This is a genomic window from Paenibacillus shirakamiensis, from assembly GCF_017874255.1.
GTDB classification, from domain to species: Bacteria; Bacillota; Bacilli; order Paenibacillales; family Paenibacillaceae; genus Fontibacillus; species Fontibacillus shirakamiensis.
This window is the reverse complement of record NZ_JAGGLD010000003.1, coordinates 323,860-347,604: the sequence shown is the minus strand read 5'-3', so window position 1 is coordinate 347,604 and position 23,745 is coordinate 323,860. Positions and strand designations below refer to the sequence as shown.

The following is a 23,745-nucleotide window of genomic DNA, read 5'->3' as shown; positions in this document are numbered from 1 at the left end:
GATGATATAGGATAAGGGAGAGATCTAGGGAAATGAGAAAGTTTACACGTAGAGGAATGTTAGGTATGGCCTCAGTGGCTATGATGCTCATGGTCTCCGCCTGTGGAGGCACAACTACAGATTCGTCTGATGCAGCGACAACGGCGAAGCCCCAAGGTAATGATACTTCGGCTTCGAGTAAGACCAAAGTGGTCTGGTGGCATTCGATGGGTGGCGCTCTAGGCAAAGAAGTCGATCAACTTGTCGCTGATTTCAACAAATCCCAAGATAAAGTCCAAGTTGAAGCGGTCTTCCAAGGAACATATGACGAGAGTATTAACAAAATGAAAGCCTCCATGGACTCAGATAGTGGACCTTCCATGATTCAAGTGTACGAGATCGGTTCACGGTTCATGATTGATTCCAAAGCGATCACGCCCGTGCAGCAGTTCATTGATCAAGATAAATATGACGTCAGTCAATTAGAAGAAAATATAACGAGATATTATACTTTTGACGGCAAACAATATTCAATGCCATTTAATACTTCTAATCCAATTTTATATTACAACAAAGATCTTTTTAAAGCAGCCGGACTTGACCCAGAGAAACCTCCAACTACGTATGAAGAAGTGAAAAAAGACGCGGAAGTGCTTAGCAAACAGGGGCACCCAGCTTCCTTTGCTATCTATGGTTGGTTCATGGAGCAGTTGTTCGCAAATCAAGGCAAAGAATACCTTAACAATGGCAACGGACGGACTTCTCCTGCTACGCAATCGCTAGTAAATTCAGAAGCGGGTGTGAAGACATTAGAGTGGTGGAAGAGCATGATCGATAACAAAAGTGTCATTAACTTGGGTCGTAAAACAGACGATACCGAAAAAGCATTTATTGCAGGTCAAATTGCTATGACATTGGATTCCACGGCTTCTCTACGGGAGATTGTAGATGGTAGTGATGGAAAGTTTAAAGTGGGGACCGCCTTCTTGCCTAAACCCCAGTCTGCATCCGATGGTGGTGTTGTAGTGGGGGGAGCCAGCCTCTGGATTCTGAACAACAAACCAGAAGCGGAGCAAAAAGCGGCTTGGGAATTTATTAAATATTTAGCAGAGCCTACGACTCAAGCCAAATGGCATATCGCTACAGGTTACTTCCCAATTACGAAAAAAGCATATGACGAACAGATCGTCAAAGATAATCTGACCAAATATCCGCAGTTCCAGACAGCTATTGATCAGCTTCATGCTTCAAAGCCAAGCACAGCTACACAAGGCGCAGTGATGGGCGTGTTCCCAGAGGCTCGTCAGACGGTAGAGGGCGCTATTGAAGAAGTGCTAAGTGGTTCCAAGCCACCGCAAAAAGCGCTGGACGATGCTGCGAAGACCATTACGGACAAAATCGGCACCTATAATAAAACGGTTCAGAAATAGTTTCAGATATATGTAGAGAGGGAGGTAGGCCATAAGGCTTGCCTTTTCTTTCTTGTCCCGTAAAAAGATAATAGATAAACAAAAAAATAAAACAATACACCTAGATTATCCCAGAATTATGGTACAATATTCCTAATACTTAATTAGGAGGTATTTCATGAGTAATTTTACACCTGATTCATCGATTCAAAACTCTCAGGCCATCAGCAGGCCTAACAGTGGAAAGGCGATTGCTGCCTTAGTCTTAGGTATTCTAAGTATTGTAGCTCCCTATGTAGGAATTGTTCTTGGTATAATCGCCATCATCTTAGGTACACTCGCGTTAAAAGAGATCAAGCGTGGCACGGTACAAGGTAGAGGCTTGGCTGTTGCTGGTCTGGTATGCGGGATTATTGGAACAGCTATGTACACCATTATAATTATTGTTGGAAGTATAATTATTAGTTCATTATCCAACTCATGATTTGAATTTACATAAGTCTAATCTAATAGCACATATAAGGAGTTAACATGAACGAATTCCAGAATGAACATCAAAATTATCAACAACAACCGCCATATTCACCATATCCACCTCAGCACAATCCTATAAAAACTAATTCAAAAGCTATACCGGCACTTGTGCTGGGCATATTAGCTGTAGTCATCCCTTATATTGGTCTTATTATTGGCATTATAGCGATAGTGTTTGCTCGATTGTCACTCAAGGAGATTAGAGCTACAGGTGAGCAAGGAAAAGGTATGTCTATAGCTGGATTAGTATGCGGTATTGTAGGAACGGCGATGTATGCAATTATCTTAGTTATTTTGATTATAGCTGTATTGTTCGTATCCGGAAGTTCTTATTAATTTGAATGGACTCCCTCAGCATCGTACAATAATAAGAAAAGGCTGCCTTAGGCAGTCTTTTCTTATTCTACATGTAGGAGGATGAATGAGATGAATATGAGAAGGCTAGGTCATTCTGACCTGACAATTGGTGAGATAGGGCTAGGGTGTATGTCTTTAGGTACGGACAAAGAAGCGGCGATACATACCGTGCATGAAGCAATGGATCGGGGAGTGAATTTTCTCGATACAGCGGATTTATATGATGACGGACGGAACGAGGAACTTGTTGGACAAGCGATAAAAGGGCGCCGCTCAAAAGTCATTTTGGCTACAAAAGTTGGAAATCGGCGAGAAGCGGGTAAAAATGTAGTATGGGATGCTTCCAAGTCGTATATTGTTTCTGCTGTCAAAGAAAGTCTTCGCAGATTAGGTACAGATTATATTGATTTGTATCAATTGCATGGGGGTACCTTAGAGGACCCAATGGAAGAGACGATTGAGGCATTCGAGGAGCTTAAGCAATCCGGCATCATTCGATATTATGGAATTTCGTCCATTCGTCCAAAGGTGATTCAGGCCTATGCTGAGATGTCCAATATTGCAAGTGTAATGAGTCAATACAGCATCCTTGATCGAAGACCTGAAGAACAAGTCTTACCTTTACTTGAACAAAAAGGAATCAGTCTCATTGCAAGGGGGCCGCTAGCGAGGGGTATTCTAACCGACAAAGGAATGGACAAGATTCACAAGGGTTATTTGAATTACAGTACGGATGAGCTTCTGTCCCTAATCCATAAGATAGATGCCATCGTGCAGACAGCAAAGGAAGATAAAGCCTCCCTAACTGGAGTAGCTCTCCGTTATCCTTTACAACATTCATCTGTAGCATGTATCATCCCTGGAGCAAGTTCATTGGAGCAATTGGACAATAACTTAAGAGAAGGCAATCAGACTGGCTTAAGATCTGCGGTATATCATAAATTACAACAAATTACGCATGCTCAGAGCTATGAAAAGATTCATAAGCTATAAAGAGGATGACCAGATTTATCATACTTGTTAGAAAAATTTGGGTAAATGTTGAAAATGGCTATTTTGCTCTAACTTCATTGAATTAGAGTTGTGCAAACGTTGTAAAAGCCTAAATATCATACCTATGCAAGATATTATATTCTATACCTGACATGATTCTGAGGCCCATCTTACGAATTGAGAATGCAAAGTTAACCACATTGTGCATGTTTTAGCCATATTGTTCATATGAATTGATCCTCGATAGGAATAAGATAATAACTAAATCAAGCTAACCTGATGGAGGGAACCTTAACCATGATCAACCTAACGATTTGGAACGAATTTGTACATGAGAAAATACACGATGAAGCGAAAGAAATTTATCCTAACGGTATCCATACAGCTTTGAAAGAGGGGCTATCCAACGAAGGGTTTATGATTCGGACGGCGACATTGGATCAACCTGAGCACGGGCTTTCAGATGAAGTGCTGAATAGCACGGACGTTCTGATTTGGTGGGGACATATGGCCCATGATCGTGTAAGTGATGACATAACTCAGAAAGTAGCTAAGCGTGTACAACAAGGGATGGGGCTCGTTGTACTGCATTCGGCCCACTTCTCCAAACCTTTCAAGGTGCTGATGGGCACGAGTTGTGATCTAAAATGGCGTGAAGCGGGAGAACAAGAAATAATTTGGAATGTGAACCCGACTCATCCAATTTCAAAGAATATCGATGCCAAGATCATACTTGAGCATGAGGAAATGTACGGAGAATTTTTCGATATACCTGAACCCGATGAACTGATATTCATTAGCAATTTTGAAGGAGGAGAAGTCTTCCGGAGTGGGTGCACATTCAAAAGGGGAGAGGGTAAAATATTCTACTTCCGCCCGGGCCATGAGACTTACCCGACCTATTACAATCAAGAAATTCTCAAAGTGATTGCAAACGGCGTGCGGTGGACCCATGGGGTGCATACACTCAAACCGGAATTTGGGAAGACTGAACCAACCCGTACCTTAAAAGTAAGTGGAGTACTCGTGTAGATAGATCATTAATTATCAATCAGCAGGTTGCCCAGCAGCCTGCTTTTTTGTGCATTGCAACCCACTATGATAGAGTAAAATAAAGGGAATTTTAGTGGATTAGGAATGAAGTGGGTTGGAGGTAACCATGATGCTGAGAAGTTTGAAAGATATTAACCATCTATTTGTAAAGCTCATGATGGCAATGCTCCTATTCATTGCAAGTATGTTCTGTTTGGGTCTAGGTCATCATATTCGTTATACCAGTGGAAGACAAATCTACATGTTCTTGAACTGGAACCTATTCCTTGCGTGGTTACCTATCCTTTTTGCTTTCCTCCTCGAATGGATTATGGTTGCTAAGATCGAAAAGGAACTTCGTATCATATTATTAACAGCTACAAGCATATTGTGGCTTCTTTTCTACCCGAATGCTGCATACTTACTGACAGATTTGCTCCATCCCTTTGCGAAATATCATCTAGACAATACATATCGTTTCTGGATGGACATCGCCTTCTGGTATCATTTATTATTGTTTTTTTCAGTTGCTATAGTAGGGTTGTTCATTGGGATTTTTTCTTTGTTTCTGGTTCAGGAGTTGGTGCGGCGTGTGTATGGATATGGACGAAGTTGGATTTTTGCCATGCTAGTCCTAGGTCTTAGCAGTTTTGGTATATATTTAGGCAGATTTATTCGATGGAACAGTTGGGATGCGATTATGCATCCGAAAAGCATACTGAAGCAAGTGCTGACTATGTTCACGGATATAGAGGAGTTACGGCGAATGGTTCCGTTTACAGGAATTCTGTTCTTAATTCTAATGATAAGTTACAGCTTCATTTATGGATTCAGTCTGCTGGGTCGAATACAGTCTCCTAGAAATTAATAGTTAAATAATATGATGGTTAGCGAAAAAATCTATGAGTGACGGGTCTTAGAAGTCCTACAATGTTCTCAATAGTTGTGCAAGTAGATAGTCCTTATGGAATTGATGCTGATCTCCCCAACTTAGCCGTAAGCGGATAGGGTTATTTTCTAAACTCCATGGAGACCCGATGGGGAAGTCTTTTATTTCAGGGAAATGTACAGTTAGCTGTGTAGTACTTGTTGAAAATCGTACGATTTGAACATACATCCCATCGTAGCTATATGAGACACCAAGAGGTGGAGCATTTGAAGAGGAAATGAGATCTAATTGTAAGTTTGTCATAGGCTTGTAGGTTGAATTTCGAATTTCAAACTGGGCGATAAAAGTGATATTACGGAAGTCCGTATTCATCTGTGCAGTTGAACTTTGATTTGTATCATTATGGACTTGTTCAGTAAATAAGCGATTTGATTTGCTAAATGCATTAACACCTGCCGTGTGGATTTGCACTATGGTGGGTGGGAATAACTGAAAGAGGAGTGGACCTCCTACAAAAGAATCTACAACAATTGTATTAATATGGCTATGCTACCTATCACTGATATAAAATATAGCCGTCTGATTAGTGATCACTCCCTCGTATTATAAGATTACCTCAAACTCTGGATAAAATGGAATGAAAATATAAATTCAGGATACTAAGTTGATAGGCCAGTAAGCAAAAAGTAATACATTCGCCAGCCTGAGTACACTATGTTATGGTAATGGTAACATGCGTTTGAAGGTGAGTGAACAGAGTATGGGGAGTAGAGACTTAGGTAAACTTCAACATCATATTGTCTTGTGTCTGGGGTCCAGTTGTATGAAGAATGGGGCGGGTTCTGTAGCCGAAGGAATGCGAAGAGAGATCTCCAGTCAGCAGGCGAAGTCCAACATTCAGTTAAGCAAAACAAGCTGTATGGGGCGATGTTCCGATGCTTGTACGTTAGCTGTCTATCCACAAGGAGATTGGTTCAAAGAGATGAATGAGAAACTAGGAAAAAAGCTCATTCGTCGACTTTCAACGGGACAAGCTATAGGTAAAAGGCTGACCAAGCATCGTAGTTATTCCATGCATGGTCCAAACGCGCAGACCGATCGTTGAGATATAGTATTGGACATCTAAGTGTCTGATCTTTCTATAGAAAATGAAAAAGCCGCTTCCCTATTCGGAAGCGGCTGCTTTGTGTAGTGCATCAAGGAAAACTTCGAGCGATTGTGCCCCGGAGACGCCATAGGCACGATCCATGACGAAGAAGGGAACTCCTTGAATACCAAGTTGGCCAGCCTCTTGCTCATCAGCTCGTACAGCCTCGGTATATTGATTGGATGCTAATACTTCCAGCGCCTTCGTACGATTCATCCCTACTTCTTCGGCTAAATCAGCCAAAACTTCATGATCACCCAAATTCAGAGAATCTGTAAAATAAGCACGTAACAATCGTTCATTTAGCTCCTTTGCAAGAACTTGTTCAGCCGCAAGATGGGTCAAGCGATGAGCATCCAGCGTATTGGTGAGAATCATAGTGTCTAGATTGTATTCCAGTCCTACTGATTTCGCTTGGGCAGTAACATTGTGATTGGTAGCTATGGCTTGCTCCCGTGGCATACCATATTTTGACGCCAACATATCATGAATATCCTGCTCTACACGCAAGGGAGCTGTGGGATCCAATTCAAAACTTCGATAGACAACTTCTACTTGATCGCGATCAGGAAATTGTTCTAATGCCTCTTCAAAACGACGTTTGCCAATATAACAAAATGGACAGGCATAATCTGACCAAATTTCAACTTTCATAATAAAAGACCTCCGATATATGTACACATGGATTTGATGATGCAGAAATCAGTGATGAAAAGTGTGAACTGAAATTATTATAGTTACAAGTTAAGGAGGGTGTCAAATAGGATAGAAACTTTATTTTATATATAAATATTTATATATAAATAATTGACTATATAATTCGAAAGGTAGTATACTGTTTATATAATAAGAGGTCGAAAAGTATTGAGGCGATTACAGTTATGGAGGGTTCGGAATGAAACAACAACAACATACAGAGTTAGCTGGTGGACTTCAGCCATCTACCAGCATGTTTTCACAGCCCAAAGCCGTTTGGGCTGTTGCTTTTGCCTGCGTAATCTCTTTTATGGGATTGGGTTTGGTCGATCCGATTTTGCCCGCAATTTCGGAGCAGCTTCATGCAAGTAAGAGCCAAGTATCACTCCTATTCACCAGTTATAACCTGGTAACGGGGGTAGCGATGCTCATCACGGGAATTGTGTCCAGCCGTTTTGGTGTGAAATGGACGCTAATGCTAGGTATGCTGATTACTATTATATTTGCATCTTTAGGTGGATTATCTGACACGATCGGACAAATTGTAGGATTTAGAGCCGGATGGGGACTAGGGAATGCCTTATTCATTGCTACTGCCCTATCAGCTATTGTTAATTTCTCCACCTCAGGAACAGCCAAAGCGATTATTTTATATGAAGCGGCTTTGGGACTAGGAATTTCTGTGGGTCCTTTGCTCGGAGGAGAACTGGGTTCTATTTCATGGCGTGGTCCGTTCTTTGGTGTAAGTGTATTGATGTTAATTGGATTTATCTTTATCCTGTTCGTCTTACCAGCTACACCGAAGCCTAAGAAGAAAAGTACGATAGCAGACCCTTTTAAGGCATTAGGCTATCCTGCTTTATTGACCCTTGCTATTGTTGCTTTCCTTTATAATTTTGGATTCTTTACGTTGATGGCTTATTCTCCGTATGTAATGCATATCGATATACACAAACTCGGTTATGTATTTTTTGGATGGGGCATTATGTTGGCCTTCACTTCTGTAGTGGTAGCGCCTCGAATTCAGCGTCGGATCAGCTTAGTCAAGTCCATCAGTTGGATGCTTAGTTTGTTCGCTTTGGATCTCGTGGTTATGGCTGTCGGAACGATGTATCATTCCACGCCTACCATTGTAGTTGCTGTCATTGTAGCAGGGATTTTCCTCGGAATTAATAACACATTAATTACGACAGCCGTGATGCAAGCCGCGCCAGTTGAGCGTGCGACAGCTTCGGCAGCCTATAGCTTTGTTAGATTTCTTGGAGGGGCCTTATCTCCTTGGTTAGCTGGAAAATTATCTGAAGATTGGTCTACTGCAGATTCACCATTTTTATTCGGCGCTTTGATGGTGTTAGTTGGCGTGGTCGTTCTGATTGTGCGCAGAGGACATTTATCTCATATTACAGAAGGTGGACATTAAGGAGGGGTTCAAATGTATCAACGTCTATTAGTGCCCGTGGATGGATCGGAACATGCTCTACGGGCTATGCAGTCTGCGAAGGATTTGGTATCGACGATGAAAAGTCAAAACATCGAACTGACGCTGCTTCATATTAATCCACAGTTAAGTTATACGGAGCCTCCTTTAGGCGTGGATGTAGATTCTCGCTTAGAAGACGAGGGCGAGCAATTGATGGCTCCAGCCTATGCCATTCTAGAAGGAATATCCGCTCAAATTAAAAAAGTTACACGTCATGGTGATCCCGCTCAGTTGATATGTAAGGAAGCGCAGGATGGAAATATCGATCTAATCATTATGGGCACTCGGGGTATGGGCTTAATGTCAGAAGTGTTCCTTGGTAGTGTCAGCCATGATGTAATCCAGCAGGCTGTTTGTCCAGTGATGGTTGTAAAATAATGATTGTAAAAAAATAAATTAATCAAAAGTAGAAAAAGTAGAAAAAGTAGAAAAAGTAGAAAAAGTAGAAAAAGTAAAAAAAATAAAAAAGTAAAAAAGTATAACAAAAGTAAAAACCACGGTTGTAAATAAGATATGAAAGAAAGGATGGTCTCTCAAGAGATCATCCTTTTTTGTTAGAGTTCATCTTACTAAATCTTACTAAGGAGTAACAAAAAAGGGTTAAACCGCAAGTAAGCGGTTCAACCCTTTATATTTTATTGAAGAGATTCTGCTGGTTCAGGTTGTTGCTGTCTGGAGATGATGAAGAGCGTCACCCAGATGAAGATAAATCCTGTGAATTGTGCCCAAGTAATCATTTGGTGGAAGGCAATCCAGTTAATAAGTACCCCGACCATCGGGAAGCTCAGTTCAGCAAGTGTAGCGAAAGAAGCTTTGGTGGTAGAAAGGCCTTTGTAATAAAGTAGCAGGCTGAGCATACCTGGGAGCAAAGCCTGTAGAAATAAGTTGATACTGATCGAGGTGATTTCTGCTCCGCCTGTAGGAACGGTCCATGCAGCACCCTGAGAAGCATTAATGATGAACAGTAAAGGCAAGGCTAAGATGAAACGTAGTGAAGTGACGGTCTCATACTTCATACTACCTAACATATATCGTCCCATCACTGTAGATCCACCCCATAGCGCTGCGGCACCTAGGGAGAGTAGACTACCTACTTTTATGAAATTGTTAAAATGTCCAAAAGGAAGCGAGAATCCGAAGGTGAGTAGGTAGGTACCTGTAAGTGCAACTACAATCAACCAAGAGAAGTATTTAGGCAAATGTTCTTTTAAAATAATACGAGCTAGGACAATAGCAAAAATAGGCTGCATTTTCTGTAGTAAAAGAACGGCATTCAAATCCCCGTGGGCCGGGGACAAAGCTTGAGTGAACAGAATGGAGGCAATAGCCGACCCACCCCAAGAGATAAAGATAAGAGCTACAGCATGGCGCAAGCGGATACTCTTCAGTTCGGCACGATGCCTCCATAGTACGGGAGCTGCGAAGACGAAGAGCAAGATATGTTCCAGCAATACAATCTGAGTGGATGTGAAGTATTTCAGTAATAAAATTCGGAACAGCGGGTCGGCACCCCAAAGTGCAGCACCCATAACTACGAACCAAAAACCAGGATTGATTCGCTTCTTGGTATTGAAATGCAGTGTAGCGGTGTTGACATTTTCCATATTCAAAAACTCCCATCGGTTAGTTTTGAATAGTGGACCTCGATGTAGAAAAACCCCCGCATATACCATAAAGGTAATATACGGGGGCCTCATCAAACAAACCTATTCCAACGGTAAATAAAACCGTGTTCGTGGCTGTTTTTTGATCTTCTCCCATCCGGACTATACCGTCGGCCTTGGATTTACACCAAGTCAGTCGTCACTTTGCTGATGCAGTCATGACGAGTCGCGGGCTCGAGTTCACAAGTGAACTATCACCGCCGGTCAGGAATTTCACCTGCCCCCGAAGATCCATATTCGATTAGTTCTACAGTTATCTAACAACATGAAAACGCTTGCTGTCAACAGGGCATTCATTTATTTTTAACGCAATAAGCAAAAAATACAAACTCTTTGAAACATTCCAGTATTTTCCTGCGTTTAAGATAGTGAATTCAGAGTGGGGGGAACAAATGATGAAGAGAGACTTTCGTAAAGGATTCATCCTTTTGATGCTAGTATTCATAACCGCTTGCGGGACAGCTCAGAATTCTAATGCAGTTGAGAATAAGGAGAGTTTTCAAGATAATGTTGTACAAACTTCGGCGGACTCGACTGCTTCTCCAGAAGTACCAGCTTCTGAGAAATCAACAGGAACATCGGATGCTTCAATTCCTTCCTCTAACAAAAAGTTAATCTACACGGCAAACATGGATTTGAAGGTTCAAGACTATACAATCGCTCAGGATAAAGTGAGAACAATCGTGACACAACGGGGCGGTTATATTCTTCAATTTTCTGAGAATAAGTCAGACGACAATCTAGGAGGTAATTTTGTAGTCAAAGTTCCGGCTAAAGGATTTGCTCCCTTGATGAAAGACATAAGTCTAATGAAGCATGAATCCATGAGTCAGAGTATGGAAGGACAAGATGTAACTGAACAGTATGTAGATATGGAATCTAGACTGAAAGTGAAAGAGATTATGGAACAGCGGTATTTAGATTTTCTCAAACGAGCGGAGAAGACAAGCGATTTAGTCTCTTTTTCGAATGAACTTGGCAAAATTCAGGAGGAGATTGAACAAATTAGAGGAAAAATGAAATATTTAGATCATAATATTGCGTATTCCACAATTACTATTCACCTTTCGCAAAGTGGCGATCTATTAACTAAAGAGTCGGGTAAAGTAACCCGTTCTATCGGAGAGCGAGCATCTGATGCATTAAGAGGGACCTTAAATGGGCTAGGTGAATTTGGGAAATGGATCATTATCGTTCTGGCAGGAGCGCTTCCGATCCTAGGTATAGCAGGTATTATTCTATGGATGTTCTGGTTATATAGGAGGAGAAAGGTACGATTAATGGAGCAACGTAGAGCCTTGTATTCAAAAGCCGAAGAGCAGCTAGAAATAGTGAATGACCCGCTTGAATCAACTTCTTCCCATGAAGACATAACTTAATGATTTGAATTCAGTTCAGCTAAAATAAAGTGCATTTTAAATAGCGCTCACCTTAACCACATGGTTTTGGCGAACGCTTTTTTTTGATATCGGGATGATCTTCCAACAGGTGGAATATCCAAATACGTAAATCTAAGGTAGAGTATAGGCTAAGACTCAACTGAAGAAAGGACAAACCTCATGTTACAAGCAATCACGAGCACGTTATTTCATACGCTAGTTCCTTTATCGATCCCCGTGTTATCCGGAGCTTTGCTCAAAAAGTTCAAAAATATAGATACGAAGCCTTTGCTCACCCTATATTTGTATATTTTAAGCCCTGCCATATTACTGCAAACCTTGTTGAATGCAAAAATTACGTGGACTGAAGTCACGCATACCTTAGGATTCTCGCTACTTAATCTAGTATTGCTATGGGCTATAGCTCAGGCGATTGCACGCTGGCTTAGACTTCCCTCAGCAGAACAAGCAGGATTGACACTCATATCTACCTTCACAAACAGTGTGAATTATGGTCTCCCACTAATTCTGCTTGCCTTTGGACAGTTAGGACTTGATAAGGCCTCGGTGTATGTGATTGGGCAGATGATCATTGTGAATACCATTGGCGTATATTTTGCCGCAAGATCTCAGTTCACGATGCGTAAAGCGATACAGTCTGTATTTGCACTGCCTGCGATCTATGCGGCTGCACTGGCCCTTTTACTGCGTGCGCTGGACCTTTCTCTACCTGAAGGTATCCAGAGCGGAGTAGCTATGGTTGCTGCTGCCTATTCTCCAGTAGTGCTTGCGATTCTAGGAGCTCAGATGGTAAGTATCCAAGGCAGAGAAGAGGGAGCGATATTAGGCAAAGCTTTTTGGTCAGGCATTATGGTTCGCCTTGTATTATCTCCACTTGTTGCTGCTCTTGTACTTTGGGTATTAAATGTTCATGGCGTGCAGTATGCCGTTCTGCTCATTCTCGCTTCTATGCCTGTAGCAGTAAATGCTGTGGTGCTCTCCGAAAGATTCGAGGCAGCGCCTCAATTGGTGTCACGCTGCATTTTATGGACCACATTAGCTTCTTTCGTAGTGCTACCTGTCCTTATTGCTATAGTGAAATGAGGTTTCATAGTAAGTAAAAGGCTCATAGTAAGTTGATTGGTTCATAGTATGATGAGTGGTTCATAGTAAAATGAATGGTTCTTAATAAATTTAGGATGAACTTGTGTAGCATAGTTAATGGCTTGCTGCATAAGTTTTTAGGAATTCCATTGCCTTCTCTGGATGCTGCGCTCCTGTCTTGATCCCGATGATAAAATCTTTATATTTCAGCGGTAATGCCTTAGCTAAAGGGCTATTGGTTACATTGATACCGTAGACATGTTCCTTAGTATCATCAGTATCATCCTGACGCTTCAACTTTAGCAGTTGATCGGGCTTAAGCTTGGTGGATAAGGACGACATTTGATCATCTAAAGAGATAAGTCCACCGCCGCCACCAATCCATTCGAAGGTTGACTTGTCCATAATGAATAGATCTAACTTTTCTGTAGCAAGTTGCACCATCGCCTTCTGCTGCATGGCCATACCCATTTGACCTTGCCCTTCAGAGGATAAATAGGTGAGTAAAGCAGTTACGCGGTGCCAGTCTGGAAAAGGTTGGAGGAGGCCAGTCTCTATCTCTGTCATCTCTTCTTTGCCAGATGATTGTGCGAATTCTCCGACAATCATAAAGGACAAGTCAATTGGTGGAAGCTTAGCTAGTCGGTCTTGTTCGGCACGATAGTCTAGATAACTGCGTGTTCCAAAAATAATAGCGATGAGGGCAATCGCTGCAATAATAACTTTATACTTATGCAGACGGAAAAAGTCATCTATTCGCTCAGCGGGTCCAGCGAAACCTTTGAATTTTGCATATTTTTCGCGCGTAATCTCATCGATGGCTTGCTGATCTTCAGTGGAAGTAATGGTTCGATAGGCCTTGGCTATCGGCTCGAACTGCTCGGAAGGTCTACCTCGGTATTGACGTACTAAAATCTCGAATCTTTTCTCTACATCTTGACGTGAAGAACCTTCTGGAAGTCCCAGTATCTCGAATGCTTGGTGTAAATTCTGTACCTGCGTCATATTTTCTTCTCCTCTGCCATTAAGGGGTGCTCACATTCTTCATTATTATACGGTTAACCAGAATAAAATGAAAACGTAAGGCTTCGGCAAATCCGCAAAAACACCCTGGCGTTCACATCTTATGAAAGATGTGAAACCAGGGTGTCCATGGGAAGCAGAAGCCTTTTATTCACGGATCGTTACTTGTGTGCCTACAGGAACTAACGGAGATAATGTTAAAACATCTTCGTTGTACATTCGAATACAGCCATGAGATACATAATGACCTATCGAAGCAGGATCATTGGTTCCGTGAATTCCATAGTGAGGTCTAGAGAGTCCCATCCATAAAACGCCGAATGGCCCCCCCGGATTCTCTTCCTTATTAATAATCGTATAATTCCCTGTAGGGGTCTGTGTAAGCATTTTGCCTACTCCAACTGGAAATGCTCTAGTTACAATATTTCCGTCCAATAAATACAATTGTCGATCCGATAAATCCACGATAATGCGATTAGCCATACTGTAATATCCTCCCTTTTGAAACCTCTAGTGACATCGTATTCACAAGGGAAAGGGAGGGTGTATGCCTACTGTAATGGAGTCTTAATTGGAACAAGAGTACATTTAAATAGAGACACTGTATTAAGCCCAACTAGTTAGAGCTGATCCACTGGAACATTCGCTGAATTGCGGTTTGATGAACAGCTTCAGGAAAATGATGTGCATAACCTTCATACGTATGAAAGGTAACGTCTAAGGCTAGCTCCTGCAGCTTCGCTACCATTCGTTCGCCATGACTGTAATCGACCTGAGGATCATCTGTGCCATGGATAACTAGAATAGGGCAGGGGAGTGCTGATGCCATGAATAGAGGAGATCGATCTGCATAAGCTTGGGGAAGCCGATGTGGCGTGCCTCCAATAACCCGTTTGAACATGCGTCTAAGCTCGATGCGTTCTTCATAGGTTTGGCTTAAGTCCGATACTCCGCTCCATAGAATAAGTCTGTATACTCGAGGTAAAGGGCTCTTGAGCAAATGATACTCAGACTGTTCAACGTAAGACAACTTTGCAATTGAATTCATCCCTGCACTTAATCTTTGGTGAAGGGCAGCATCTGTCCATTGATCGTCGCCGGAGGCAAGCTCTGCGGCATTCACGGCTCCTCTAGAGAATCCCATCACTGAAATCTTTTCTGCATTCACGCAAGGCAGACTTTGAAGTATACGAAAAGCCGAGAAGACATCTTCTCGGTCCGCACCTCCAAATTCATCGCGACCTTGACCCCCTTCATTGCCTCGATAACAAGGGGCAAATACGATCTGGTCGTGGCGTGCGAAGTCTTCGAGCCATTTCGTTTTGACACTACCTACTTTACCTATACCTCCACGGCAATAAAGGAAGACAGGCCACTTCTGACCAGACCAATGAGGCAGGGGATTTTCCATAGACTGCGCAATAAGCTCCAGGGGAAGTTCAGGAGATTGCGCTGGATTCATCCATTGCTCTAGTTGTTCAGAAGAGACATGACACCTTGGAGGAAAAGCAAGATAACCTTTGACTACATACTTACCGGATGTATAACTTACTCGATAGATATTCATAGATTCCAGTATTACTTCGCAGGCTTAATCATATTCTCCGGCTTCACATATTGATCGAATTGTTCTTCGCTCAATAGTCCAGTCTGTAATGCAGCCTCTTTTAACGTAAGGTTCTGTTTATGTGCTAATTTAGCAATTTTGGCAGCATTCTCATACCCGATATAAGGATTAAGCGCAGTGACGAGCATCAGAGAATTTTTAAGATTGTGATCAAGCTTCTCATAATTAGGTTCAATTCCAATGGCACAGTTATCATGGAATGCGACTAGAGAATCAGCTAGTAAACGGACAGATTGAAGGAAATTATAGATAATAACTGGCTTGAATACGTTTAACTCAAAGTTTCCTTGGCTAGCTGCGAATCCAATGGTAACATCGTTGCCAAATACTTGAGCTGCAACCATGGTAATGGCCTCACATTGTGTTGGATTCACTTTACCTGGCATGATGGAGCTTCCTGGCTCGTTCTCTGGAATCGAGATCTCACCAATCCCGCTTCGTGGACCACTAGCTAACCAACGAATATCATTGGCTATCTTCATAACGTCAGCCGCAAGAGCCTTAATAGCTCCATGGGTATACACGACTTGATCATGACTTGTTAAAGCATGAAACTTATTCAAAGCGGAAGTGAACGTTTTGCCTGTGGACAGACTAATCTCTACCGCAGCACGATCGCCAAACTCAGGATGAGCGTTGATGCCTGTACCTACAGCTGTTCCCCCAATAGCAAGTTCCTTCATATATTCAACGCTTTCGCTAATCATCTTACGGCTCTTCTCGAGCATGTGCTGCCAACCACTAATTTCTTGTCCAAGGGTAAGCGGTGTAGCATCCTGTAGATGGGTACGGCCGATCTTGATGATATCTTTGAACTGCTCGGATTGGTTGCTAAAAGTATCTTCCAGCTTGCTAATGGCAGGTAGAAGCTGACCTTCAACAGCTAGAACTCCAGCTACATGAAGGGCTGTAGGGAACGTATCATTTGAACTTTGGGACATGTTCACATCATCGTTCGGATGAAGGCGCTCTGCATGTCCTTGCTGTTCAAGAATTTGATTACCACGATGTGCAATCACTTCATTAACATTCATGTTCGACTGCGTACCGCTTCCGGTCTGCCAGACCACGAGTGGGAATTGATCATCCCATTGTCCCGCTTCAATTTCATCTGCTGCTTGGGCAATAGCTTGAGCCTTCACTTCAGACAGCTTACCCAGCTTCTGGTTGCTTAATGCAGCACTCCGTTTGAGGATAGCAAAAGCTTGAATCACTTCAATCGGCATGTGTTCAATACCAATAGGGAAATTCTCACGGCTACGCTGGGTTTGTGCACCCCACAGCTTGTCCGCTGGAACATTGATTTCACCCATTGTGTCTTTTTCAATACGGAATTCCATTGTAAACATCCCTCCAAATAGTGTGCTATTCCAAATTATATCATTTCAGCGTCTACTCGGACAGCGTTTACATTTGTATAAAAGGGGGAGAAATTTATTTCACGGAAAGCCATTTCTCAATAGCTGTCTCCATGTCTACCGGATCAACAGGAGATTCGAATCGTTCTACCACTTCGCCTTGTGCGTTAACTAGGAACTTGGTGAAGTTCCATTTGATGTCATCGCCAAGCATCAGATCAGGTTGTTTGTCTTCAATAAAGGCTTTTAATAATTTAGCACCTGAATTCGAAAGATCGAACTGAGTGAAAGGCTTTTGCTCGGTAAGGTATGCGAAAAGAGGATGTTTGGAACTTCCGCGAACATCTACTTTTTCAAAAAGAGGAAAGGTTACGCCATAATTCAGCTGACAAAACGTATTAATCTCGTCGTTAGATCCAGGCTCCTGCTCTCCGAATTGATTACTGGGGAAGCCTAAAATTGTGAAGCCCTGATCCTTGTATTTCTCGTAAAGCTTCTGAAGATCACTGTATTGGGGCGTGAGTCCACATTTACTTGCAGTGTTCACAATGAGTAAGACTTGATCTTTGAATTGACTCATTGGAACTTCTTTGCCGCGAATATTGTGAGCATGGAACGAATAAATAGACATCATTTTGTCCTCCTCGTGGGTATGTACACCATAATCTTTGTGAGCAAATCTATTGCGCAGTAACAATTAGATTATAGAACATACCCCTGCCATTGTCACTATAATATTCCAAATATATAGGCCTTAAGATTCAATTTAAGGGAGTTTGAACGGTTTTTTGTACAGAGGAAAAAGCCACTTCACCCCACTTGGAGTAAACGTATCTGCTAATAGATGGGAGATATACGACAGGGAAGCCACTGTCATAATACCGGGAAGTTGAAGTTCTCGCTCAAGGCCGGTAGCTATGGCTCCCCAGACAAAAACGGCCCACACCGTATGCGTCATCCCGCGATGGTTGAACCAAGGCGCTACCATAATAAATAGACCTAGTCCAGATAACCAATACATATGCCACACCCAACCTCCATAGATGAATCCGGCTCCAATTAGACTGATTAAGGTGTTCCGTATAAGACCTTCTTTAGTAATAAGTCCAAACATCAGTAAGGCGACAGATAAGGCCGTATATTCTAAGAAAAAGAGATGGTAGAAAAAATACTGACAACCTAGAATAAGGATGGAGACAAAACCTACCCATAGGAAAAGCTCGCGAAGGGTTCGAGATAATTGCCCGATTCGCGAGCTGAGCATACTAGGACCGTCAAGATCAGCACTTAGTGCTGAGAAGCCGGCCACGGCTAGGTATACAGCAGAACTTTTCAGGGAAAATGGATAATGAGAGCAAGCGGCAACGCCGATTGCTGTACCGATTGCCAAATGGGTCGTACCTTTCATAAGCTATACCTCCGGACTGACAAGATAGAATAATACCAAACGTATGTTTGTATTTAGTATACATGGCTAGCCAGAGGTGAACAAGGAAAACTATCATTTAATAGATGGTATGAATAATATCTTCAAACAGCGGTTCGTTCATATGAATGTCATCCACTTCGCCCCACGTACTGAGTTCTCTTAACATATCCATCGCTTTGATCTCTTGTCTATTCGCTTCTACCAGAACACTTCGGTCATCTACTTCGAGAATTCGTATGAATCCTAAGTCTTTAACCGGAATATCAAAGGGTAGCAAGGTAGTAGATAGATTTATGGGAAGCTGAAAAGGTCCTTGGAATATGACACGTACAAGGGTAGGAAGTCCGATTCGTTCTCTTAATTGCTGCACAGTTCCATCATAAGTTAACTCTCCTTGATTAATAACCATGACACGATTGCATAACTGCTCTATGTCATCCATATCATGGGTTGTGAGGAGAATGGTCTTGCCCATTTCTTGATTCAGAGAACGCAGCAGGACCCGGATACTCCGTTTGGCGGCAATGTCGAGTCCAATGGTAGGCTCATCTAGAAATAGAATGTCGGGGTCATGAATGAGGGAGGCAGCTACATCGGCACGCATTCTCTGACCTAAGGAAAGCTTGCGAACCGGCGTTTTCCAGAACTCCTCTAATCCTAGTAGGTCATTTAATGTACCGATACGTTGACGTAATTGCTGCGGGGTCACGCTATACATTTGAGCAAGGATATCGTAGGAGTCCTGTACAGGCAGATCCCACCAAAGCTGACTTCGTTGACCGAATACGACGCCAAGCTGCGCAGCCACTTGACGCCGATGTTGCCCCGGGCTTGTACCCTGAATTCTCACTTCACCAGATGTGGGATGAAGAATGCCACTTAACATCTTAATCGTCGTAGACTTGCCTGCTCCATTGGGTCCTATATAGCCGATAAATTCTCCGGGTTGAATGCTAAAACTGATATTGTGAACCGCCTGTCTAATCCTATAGTCCCTTGAAAATAAGGTGCGAATTCCTGAGAATGCCCCGGTTTTAGCAACAGAAAGCTTGAAATCCTTATGTAGTTCATGAACTTCGATAATAGCCTCAGTGCTCATATATTATCCTCCCTCAACTTCCTGTACTTTGATATTTACTTAATCCATAAGACCAGAACTGCAGACTAAGGATGAGCAGCAGAAGGGATACCCCCACTGTTATTAACAACAGCCATAGTCCATACTCACCATGAAGTATGAATAGAGATGGAACATAATTGACGAACCCTACCGGTACAACGAATAAGAAGAATGATTTAAGCCAAGAAGGATAAATATGAAGAGGGTATTTGGCAGCTGTCTGGGCAGCATCTTCAGTTAAGGTCTGTAGTTCTTGAATGCGGGTGGTCCAAAATCCAGCGGAGGCAGTTGCAAGTCCAATGGCAAACAAAATTGTGGCTCCTGATAAGATCATTAGCAAGGTGTAAGGGATGGACATGGCATGTAATTGTCCAGAATTCATCATATGGCGCATGGACCATATCAACAAAAAACTACCTTGAAGGATTTCGCCCAACATTAATCTGAAATTTTGAGTCATCAACGCAAAGAGAACTGGGACTGGTCGAGTTAGCAGCTGATCAAGTTGCCCTTCGACTAGATAATTTTCAAGATGGTGGACATCACTTGCTAGTGACCGATAAATCGTTTTGGAGAGGGTCATAATGGCAAACAAATATCCTAGTTCGTATACAGTCCAGCCTCGTATAGCACCGAATTTATACAGCACGAGAGCGACCATAAGAAATTCTGCAATTTGAATCATAGCGGCTAGCATGGTAGACAAGATGAAATTAAATTTGTACTGCATGCGGCTTTGGAGACTGGAGCGAATTAGGATCATGTACAACTTGAGCCAAGGTTTGAAGGGAATCATCCGCCTTGCACCTCCACCTTAAGTCTTAGGCGCTTGGTTAAGTAGATGCAGAATAGGGTGAGTAGAACACACCATATTAGCGAACCTATTAAGGAATGGATGGCTCCTAGTTCCAGATAGATTCGAGTCGGAACATAGAGAAGATAGGGATAGGGCATGAACCAGCAAAGGGATTGCATCCAATGAGGTAACCATTCGATGGGGATAAAGAACCCCGCTAACAAATTAATCAGGGCATGATGTGTCCAATAGAGCCAGTTGCTTTCCGTAGTCCAGATAGAGGTTACTCCGATCACATAGTTAATACAGATCGATAGATATCCGGCTAGAATTAAAGCGCAACAAGTAGCCAGCCACGTGCTCCAGTGCCTAGGAACTTTAAGATCAAATAATACGAAGTAGATGAGATAGATAGGAATGGATTTGTAGGTGAACTGATAAGCAATTTGGCCCCACTCTCGGCTCATCAAATGAGGGAATAAGTGGACGGGTCTCATCAGGTCGAGAGCGATTTGCCCTGTGCGGACCGATTGAGGAATGCCTAGTCCCATGGTAGCGAATCCAGAGATCCACAGACTAGCTTGCGTAAAAGCAATGTAACTAGTCATGCCTTGGACACCATATGCTCCAAGTGATGTCTCTTCTCCGATTCCGATCCAGATACAAGCATACATGTAGCCAAACAGGACACTTGCGACATTATGCAGTAGATGAGCTGCGCGGTATTGAAGATTGCGGACGTAGGCTTTGGAAGCCAGCGTGAAATAAAGCATAGTACACCTCCGATAAGTTAGAGTGACGAGCTGTTCGTCAACTTCAGTCAAGGCGAAAAATGAAAGAAGGAATACATCATACTAGATTTTTCCAAGCAAGGCAATAATTTTTATAAGTCTATTTAACATTTAACTAAGGGGAATGTATGCAAGGAAGTCGATATGAAGTCTATAGATAAGTCAGGAATCTGTTATGTGGAGGTTCATGATATACTTGAAGGCAAGCTTAGCAGTACGCGGAGAATACGGATGTGGAAGATTGCGTATTAAATGTGGAGGCTGGGCCAAATTCAGAATCATGAAGCATCCTAGATCGCTGTCTTAGACGCCGCCCCCACTGTGTATCGACTCAGGTTCAGAAGTGACAAGCTTGTGTGAATCTTTGTAATTACAGTACCCTGCGCATGGAAAGAATGACGCCTTTCCAGTAGCCCTTGTCTAAGTCACTGATTTGAACCCCGGGATCTCCCCACGTATGGATGAACTTGCCGTCTCCAATGTATATTCCGACATGTCCGGGGATCTTGTCATCTTTAAATCGGCCCGGAACAGTGAAAAAAATCAAATCGCCCGTCTGCAGTTCACTGCGGGTAACTGCCGTTCCTAGTTCAGCCTGCTGACTGGCGAGTCTAGGTAAATCGATATCGTATTTCTTGAATACATACTGGGTAAAAGAAGAACAGTCAAAGGTTTTGCTCTGCTCATAAGGAGAGGAACCAAATTCATAACGTACTCCTAGGAATCGTTTGGCAAAAGCAATGAGCGCTTCTTTGTCTACAGCTGAAAGACTACGTAGCGGAGTATCATTTGCGTTAGGCGTTAACAGTTGGGCTTCTTGAGACGAAAAGGGTTGGATCTGCACCTTTTGCGTGTTTTTATCCCAAGAAGTAGGGGTACCTAATAATGTGGACAAATCCTCTTGCGTGATATAGATTCGGTTCCCCTGACGAACCGGCACATGTCTTAACTTAAGAGATAATCCTTTGGAACGAGCCCGATGCTGTCCCTCATGGATCTCATACATTGCATCCGTGTAACCGAGTTGTGTGGTATTAGATGTATCTTTTATCCTTAGGCCCATAGCATCGGCGGCAGAATCCAGAGGAATCCATACAGCATTGCCAGTATCGGTGCTCCATGCTTTTGAGTTAGAAGCAGTGGGGGAAGGGGACTTATCAGCAGATTGGCGGGAGCCGCAGGAAGTGCATAAGACTAATACGCAACTGCAGATCCACAAGGTACGCACACTCATTGAATTAGACATTGGAATTACGCTCCATTTCTTAGATGTTTTACTATGAAGTATGTGGAGAACATTCAATTTTATGTATGTACACCAGAAAGGGAAGATGAACATGGGCAAAATACAAGCATTCAAAGATACATATGGCGGCGAATCTGCCATTCGACTTACCGCCGGATTATATGAGGCCGTGATTCTCCCTGAATATGGGGGGAATTTAGTAGCTTTTCGTGATACGATAAAAGGTTGGAATTTCCTGCGGGAACCTGAGCATGAAATGGAGATGTTCAAGCAGAAACCGGCGGTCTACGGTATTCCTGTGCTTTTTCCACCTAATCGGTATGAAGATGGACAGTTTCCTTGGGATGGACAGACATATGAATTATCTATTAACGAGCCCGATCGACATAACCATTTACATGGTTTCTTGCATACAACTCCTTGGGAAATAGAAGATTTTGGGACTACCCAGCATCATAGCTATGTTACGGTATCTATTACGGTGAATGAACAGCATCCTGTCTATGCTCAATTTCCTTTTCAGTTCACAATGAAGCTTCAATATACATTGGGGGCGGATGGGCTCTCTCAGCGCATATGGATTCATAATGATGGAGACAAGCGCCTGCCTTGTCTACTCGCTTTTCACACAGCGATTAATGCCCCATTCATTCCAGGTAGTCAGGCGTCAAATTATCAGGTGAAGCTTACGGTAGGAGAACGTTGGGAAATGAATGAACGGATGCTTCCAACGGGAAGAAAGCTGCCTGTGTCTCCAACCGATCATTCTTTAAGGGAAGGAACCTTACATCCTTTTTCAGAGAATTTGGACCACCACTATACCGTTGCTCCCCAGAATGGGCGGAATCGAATGGAGCTTACGGATACAGTACAGCAGGTAACTTTAGTCTATGACGTGGGAACTTCCTACAAACAGTGGATGATCTACAATAATGAGGGAACGCCAGGTTTTTTCTGTCCTGAACCGCAAGTGAATTTAGTTAATGCTCCCAATATATCGTTGCCGGCCGAGGAGATTGGATTGTTCGGTTTAGAATGTGGCGAGATTTGGGAAGAGACAGCCAGAATATATATAAAGTAAAGACAACAAAGCCGTCTTCCTCAGAGAAGACGGCTTTCATCATCATATCGCGATAGAGTTCCGTGTATGGATTAGCCGGCGTAGTTGCTCAGCCATCTTACGAGGGACTTCTATCGATTTCACCCCATGTATAGCGTCTCTAAAGTGCAGGGTATTGTGATCGATTTCAGTTATTTTGTCGACATTCACAAATAAATGACACGTAATCCGGAAAAATGAGGGATGGTGAAGCAATGTCCGTTGTTCTTCGTCCGTCAGTCTCTTTTTAAGATTGTAGTTGCGTCCATGAAAAATGACCACACCTTGATCTCCGACTTTGAAGAAATAAGCATCTGCCCCTGGGTCCAAATCCTCGTACACATTACGTGGTCTAAGCTCCGTATATAACATCCAAATCCCCCTTTAAAAGATTAATGGAAGCGTTATTATCTTAACATAATATGAACGTTTTGTGCATTATTTTTTCACATTTTTCACAGTTTTTTTTGTGCAATATGCTAAAAAGAAAGATCTATACAATTAAATCTTTTAATTTCAAACAAAAATATGTATACCTTGGTTGGTTAATAGAGAAAGTGTTTATATTCTAAGAGGGACTTTTTGTCCAGATG

At 42.5% G+C, this 23,745-nt stretch carries 26 protein-coding genes and 1 riboswitch; of the genes, 12 read left to right on the top strand and 14 right to left on the bottom strand.

Going from position 1 to position 23,745, the window contains the following annotated elements; all coding sequences use genetic code 11:
• Window positions 1-32 precede the first annotated feature (32 nt).
• From J2Z69_RS11085 to J2Z69_RS11060, 6 genes are all read left to right on the top strand, one after another.
• A complete protein-coding gene (locus J2Z69_RS11085) occupies window positions 33-1,409 on the top strand; it encodes an ABC transporter substrate-binding protein (protein WP_245339214.1) in 1,377 nt (458 codons plus the stop codon).
• Window positions 1,410-1,566: 157 nt separating this feature from the next.
• The gene (locus J2Z69_RS11080) at window positions 1,567-1,872 is read left to right on the top strand and encodes a DUF4190 domain-containing protein (RefSeq protein WP_209862198.1); all 306 of its coding nucleotides are present in this window, start codon (window positions 1,567-1,569) and stop codon (window positions 1,870-1,872) included.
• Between the two features lie 47 nt (window positions 1,873-1,919).
• Window positions 1,920-2,258 (top strand): DUF4190 domain-containing protein, encoded by a 339-nt coding sequence (locus J2Z69_RS11075; protein ID WP_209862195.1) that lies wholly within the window; start codon window positions 1,920-1,922, stop codon window positions 2,256-2,258.
• 90 nt (window positions 2,259-2,348) lie between these two features.
• The gene (locus J2Z69_RS11070; RefSeq protein WP_209862192.1) at window positions 2,349-3,272 is read left to right on the top strand and encodes an aldo/keto reductase; all 924 of its coding nucleotides are present in this window, start codon (window positions 2,349-2,351) and stop codon (window positions 3,270-3,272) included.
• 297 nt (window positions 3,273-3,569) lie between these two features.
• A complete protein-coding gene (locus J2Z69_RS11065) occupies window positions 3,570-4,304 on the top strand; it encodes a ThuA domain-containing protein (RefSeq protein ID WP_209862189.1) in 735 nt (244 codons plus the stop codon).
• A gap of 130 nt (window positions 4,305-4,434) precedes the next feature.
• A complete protein-coding gene (locus J2Z69_RS11060) occupies window positions 4,435-5,172 on the top strand; it encodes a DUF1361 domain-containing protein (protein ID WP_209862186.1) in 738 nt (245 codons plus the stop codon).
• A 57-nt stretch (window positions 5,173-5,229) separates the two neighbouring features.
• Here J2Z69_RS11060 and J2Z69_RS11055 read toward each other — a convergent pair whose 3' ends face one another.
• Window positions 5,230-5,664, bottom strand: a complete 435-nt coding sequence (locus J2Z69_RS11055; protein WP_209862184.1) for a hypothetical protein — start codon at window positions 5,662-5,664, stop codon at window positions 5,230-5,232.
• A 262-nt stretch (window positions 5,665-5,926) separates the two neighbouring features.
• Here J2Z69_RS11055 and J2Z69_RS11050 point away from each other — a divergent pair, with 262 nt between their 5' ends.
• Window positions 5,927-6,298 (top strand): (2Fe-2S) ferredoxin domain-containing protein, encoded by a 372-nt coding sequence (locus J2Z69_RS11050; protein WP_209862181.1) that lies wholly within the window; start codon window positions 5,927-5,929, stop codon window positions 6,296-6,298.
• A gap of 60 nt (window positions 6,299-6,358) precedes the next feature.
• Here the strand turns inward: J2Z69_RS11050 and J2Z69_RS11045 are convergent, their stop codons facing one another.
• The gene (locus tag J2Z69_RS11045; RefSeq protein ID WP_209862179.1) at window positions 6,359-6,994 is read right to left on the bottom strand and encodes a DsbA family oxidoreductase; all 636 of its coding nucleotides are present in this window, start codon (window positions 6,992-6,994) and stop codon (window positions 6,359-6,361) included.
• Window positions 6,995-7,235: 241 nt separating this feature from the next.
• On the opposite strand from J2Z69_RS11045, the gene J2Z69_RS11040 reads away from it, so the two are divergent.
• Together J2Z69_RS11040 and J2Z69_RS11035 are read left to right on the top strand one after the other, a co-directional pair.
• Window positions 7,236-8,456, top strand: coding sequence for an MFS transporter (locus J2Z69_RS11040; RefSeq protein ID WP_209862176.1), 1,221 nt, complete (start codon window positions 7,236-7,238; stop codon window positions 8,454-8,456).
• A 12-nt stretch (window positions 8,457-8,468) separates the two neighbouring features.
• On the top strand, window positions 8,469-8,894 hold the full coding sequence (locus J2Z69_RS11035; protein WP_209862173.1) for a universal stress protein: 426 nt from the start codon (window positions 8,469-8,471) through the stop codon (window positions 8,892-8,894).
• Window positions 8,895-9,151: 257 nt separating this feature from the next.
• Here J2Z69_RS11035 and J2Z69_RS11030 read toward each other — a convergent pair whose 3' ends face one another.
• Window positions 9,152-10,120, bottom strand: a complete 969-nt coding sequence (locus J2Z69_RS11030; RefSeq protein WP_209862172.1) for a DMT family transporter — start codon at window positions 10,118-10,120, stop codon at window positions 9,152-9,154.
• Window positions 10,121-10,261: 141 nt separating this feature from the next.
• Window positions 10,262-10,415, bottom strand: a riboswitch (FMN riboswitch).
• A 160-nt stretch (window positions 10,416-10,575) separates the two neighbouring features.
• Here J2Z69_RS11030 and J2Z69_RS11025 point away from each other — a divergent pair.
• Window positions 10,576-11,559 carry a DUF4349 domain-containing protein gene (locus J2Z69_RS11025; RefSeq protein WP_209862170.1) on the top strand — a complete coding sequence of 328 codons (984 nt, stop codon included), beginning with the start codon at window positions 10,576-10,578 and terminating at the stop codon, window positions 11,557-11,559.
• A 180-nt stretch (window positions 11,560-11,739) separates the two neighbouring features.
• Window positions 11,740-12,663, top strand: coding sequence for an AEC family transporter (locus J2Z69_RS11020; protein WP_209862168.1), 924 nt, complete (start codon window positions 11,740-11,742; stop codon window positions 12,661-12,663).
• A 114-nt stretch (window positions 12,664-12,777) separates the two neighbouring features.
• Here J2Z69_RS11020 and J2Z69_RS11015 read toward each other — a convergent pair whose 3' ends face one another.
• From J2Z69_RS11015 to J2Z69_RS10970, 10 genes are all read right to left on the bottom strand, one after another.
• Complete coding sequence (locus J2Z69_RS11015; protein WP_209862165.1) at window positions 12,778-13,668, bottom strand: molecular chaperone DnaJ; 891 nt, start codon at window positions 13,666-13,668, stop codon at window positions 12,778-12,780.
• A 165-nt stretch (window positions 13,669-13,833) separates the two neighbouring features.
• Window positions 13,834-14,169 (bottom strand): L,D-transpeptidase, encoded by a 336-nt coding sequence (locus J2Z69_RS11010; protein ID WP_209862162.1) that lies wholly within the window; start codon window positions 14,167-14,169, stop codon window positions 13,834-13,836.
• Between the two features lie 133 nt (window positions 14,170-14,302).
• Entirely contained in the window at window positions 14,303-15,253 is a 951-nt protein-coding gene (locus J2Z69_RS11005; protein WP_209862159.1) for an alpha/beta hydrolase family protein, read from the bottom strand.
• 11 nt (window positions 15,254-15,264) lie between these two features.
• Window positions 15,265-16,653: a class II fumarate hydratase gene (gene fumC, locus J2Z69_RS11000; RefSeq protein ID WP_209862156.1), complete on the bottom strand. Its 1,389-nt coding sequence runs from the start codon at window positions 16,651-16,653 to the stop codon at window positions 15,265-15,267.
• 94 nt (window positions 16,654-16,747) lie between these two features.
• Entirely contained in the window at window positions 16,748-17,302 is a 555-nt protein-coding gene (locus J2Z69_RS10995; protein ID WP_209862153.1) for a glutathione peroxidase, read from the bottom strand.
• Between the two features lie 135 nt (window positions 17,303-17,437).
• Complete coding sequence (locus tag J2Z69_RS10990) at window positions 17,438-18,079, bottom strand: metal-dependent hydrolase (RefSeq protein WP_209862151.1); 642 nt, start codon at window positions 18,077-18,079, stop codon at window positions 17,438-17,440.
• Between the two features lie 97 nt (window positions 18,080-18,176).
• A complete protein-coding gene (locus tag J2Z69_RS10985; RefSeq protein WP_209862686.1) occupies window positions 18,177-19,184 on the bottom strand; it encodes an ABC transporter ATP-binding protein in 1,008 nt (335 codons plus the stop codon).
• Between the two features lie 28 nt (window positions 19,185-19,212).
• On the bottom strand, window positions 19,213-20,013 hold the full coding sequence (locus tag J2Z69_RS10980) for an ABC transporter permease (protein ID WP_209862684.1): 801 nt from the start codon (window positions 20,011-20,013) through the stop codon (window positions 19,213-19,215).
• Window positions 20,013-20,789: an ABC transporter permease gene (locus J2Z69_RS10975; RefSeq protein ID WP_209862148.1), complete on the bottom strand. Its 777-nt coding sequence runs from the start codon at window positions 20,787-20,789 to the stop codon at window positions 20,013-20,015. The genes J2Z69_RS10980 and J2Z69_RS10975 overlap by 1 nt, the downstream gene beginning before the upstream one ends.
• Window positions 20,790-21,177: 388 nt before the next feature.
• Window positions 21,178-22,053 carry a C40 family peptidase gene (locus J2Z69_RS10970; RefSeq protein ID WP_209862145.1) on the bottom strand — a complete coding sequence of 292 codons (876 nt, stop codon included), beginning with the start codon at window positions 22,051-22,053 and terminating at the stop codon, window positions 21,178-21,180.
• A gap of 91 nt (window positions 22,054-22,144) precedes the next feature.
• On the opposite strand from J2Z69_RS10970, the gene J2Z69_RS10965 reads away from it, so the two are divergent.
• Window positions 22,145-23,134 carry an aldose 1-epimerase gene (locus J2Z69_RS10965; RefSeq protein ID WP_209862142.1) on the top strand — a complete coding sequence of 330 codons (990 nt, stop codon included), beginning with the start codon at window positions 22,145-22,147 and terminating at the stop codon, window positions 23,132-23,134.
• Between the two features lie 42 nt (window positions 23,135-23,176).
• Here J2Z69_RS10965 and J2Z69_RS10960 read toward each other — a convergent pair whose 3' ends face one another.
• On the bottom strand, window positions 23,177-23,524 hold the full coding sequence (locus J2Z69_RS10960) for a LytTR family transcriptional regulator DNA-binding domain-containing protein (protein ID WP_209862140.1): 348 nt from the start codon (window positions 23,522-23,524) through the stop codon (window positions 23,177-23,179).
• Window positions 23,525-23,745: the final 221 nt, after the last annotated feature.

What these genes read in the sequence shown, in the direction of transcription:
- J2Z69_RS11065 (WP_209862189.1), top strand. Translation starts at nt 3,570, where the DNA reads ATGATCAACCTAACGATTTGGAACGAATTTGTACATGAGAAAATACAC.
- J2Z69_RS11050 (WP_209862181.1), top strand. Translation starts at nt 5,927, where the DNA reads ATGCGTTTGAAGGTGAGTGAACAGAGTATGGGGAGTAGAGACTTAGGT.
- J2Z69_RS11085 (WP_245339214.1), top strand. Translation starts at nt 33, where the DNA reads ATGAGAAAGTTTACACGTAGAGGAATGTTAGGTATGGCCTCAGTGGCT.
- J2Z69_RS11070 (WP_209862192.1), top strand. Translation starts at nt 2,349, where the DNA reads ATGAATATGAGAAGGCTAGGTCATTCTGACCTGACAATTGGTGAGATA.
- J2Z69_RS10995 (WP_209862153.1), bottom strand. Translation starts at nt 17,302, where the DNA reads ATGTCTATTTATTCGTTCCATGCTCACAATATTCGCGGCAAAGAAGTT.
- J2Z69_RS11080 (WP_209862198.1), top strand. Translation starts at nt 1,567, where the DNA reads ATGAGTAATTTTACACCTGATTCATCGATTCAAAACTCTCAGGCCATC.
- J2Z69_RS11005 (WP_209862159.1), bottom strand. Translation starts at nt 15,253, where the DNA reads ATGAATATCTATCGAGTAAGTTATACATCCGGTAAGTATGTAGTCAAA.
- J2Z69_RS10970 (WP_209862145.1), bottom strand. Translation starts at nt 22,053, where the DNA reads ATGTCTAATTCAATGAGTGTGCGTACCTTGTGGATCTGCAGTTGCGTA.
- J2Z69_RS11010 (WP_209862162.1), bottom strand. Translation starts at nt 14,169, where the DNA reads ATGGCTAATCGCATTATCGTGGATTTATCGGATCGACAATTGTATTTA.
- J2Z69_RS11020 (WP_209862168.1), top strand. Translation starts at nt 11,740, where the DNA reads ATGTTACAAGCAATCACGAGCACGTTATTTCATACGCTAGTTCCTTTA.
- J2Z69_RS11040 (WP_209862176.1), top strand. Translation starts at nt 7,236, where the DNA reads ATGAAACAACAACAACATACAGAGTTAGCTGGTGGACTTCAGCCATCT.
- J2Z69_RS11025 (WP_209862170.1), top strand. Translation starts at nt 10,576, where the DNA reads ATGAAGAGAGACTTTCGTAAAGGATTCATCCTTTTGATGCTAGTATTC.
- fumC (WP_209862156.1), bottom strand. Translation starts at nt 16,653, where the DNA reads ATGGAATTCCGTATTGAAAAAGACACAATGGGTGAAATCAATGTTCCA.
- J2Z69_RS10990 (WP_209862151.1), bottom strand. Translation starts at nt 18,079, where the DNA reads ATGAAAGGTACGACCCATTTGGCAATCGGTACAGCAATCGGCGTTGCC.
- J2Z69_RS11045 (WP_209862179.1), bottom strand. Translation starts at nt 6,994, where the DNA reads ATGAAAGTTGAAATTTGGTCAGATTATGCCTGTCCATTTTGTTATATT.
- J2Z69_RS11035 (WP_209862173.1), top strand. Translation starts at nt 8,469, where the DNA reads ATGTATCAACGTCTATTAGTGCCCGTGGATGGATCGGAACATGCTCTA.
- J2Z69_RS11060 (WP_209862186.1), top strand. Translation starts at nt 4,435, where the DNA reads ATGCTGAGAAGTTTGAAAGATATTAACCATCTATTTGTAAAGCTCATG.
- J2Z69_RS11075 (WP_209862195.1), top strand. Translation starts at nt 1,920, where the DNA reads ATGAACGAATTCCAGAATGAACATCAAAATTATCAACAACAACCGCCA.
- J2Z69_RS11030 (WP_209862172.1), bottom strand. Translation starts at nt 10,120, where the DNA reads ATGGAAAATGTCAACACCGCTACACTGCATTTCAATACCAAGAAGCGA.
- J2Z69_RS10975 (WP_209862148.1), bottom strand. Translation starts at nt 20,789, where the DNA reads ATGCTTTATTTCACGCTGGCTTCCAAAGCCTACGTCCGCAATCTTCAA.
- J2Z69_RS10960 (WP_209862140.1), bottom strand. Translation starts at nt 23,524, where the DNA reads ATGTTATATACGGAGCTTAGACCACGTAATGTGTACGAGGATTTGGAC.
- J2Z69_RS11015 (WP_209862165.1), bottom strand. Translation starts at nt 13,668, where the DNA reads ATGACGCAGGTACAGAATTTACACCAAGCATTCGAGATACTGGGACTT.
- J2Z69_RS10965 (WP_209862142.1), top strand. Translation starts at nt 22,145, where the DNA reads ATGGGCAAAATACAAGCATTCAAAGATACATATGGCGGCGAATCTGCC.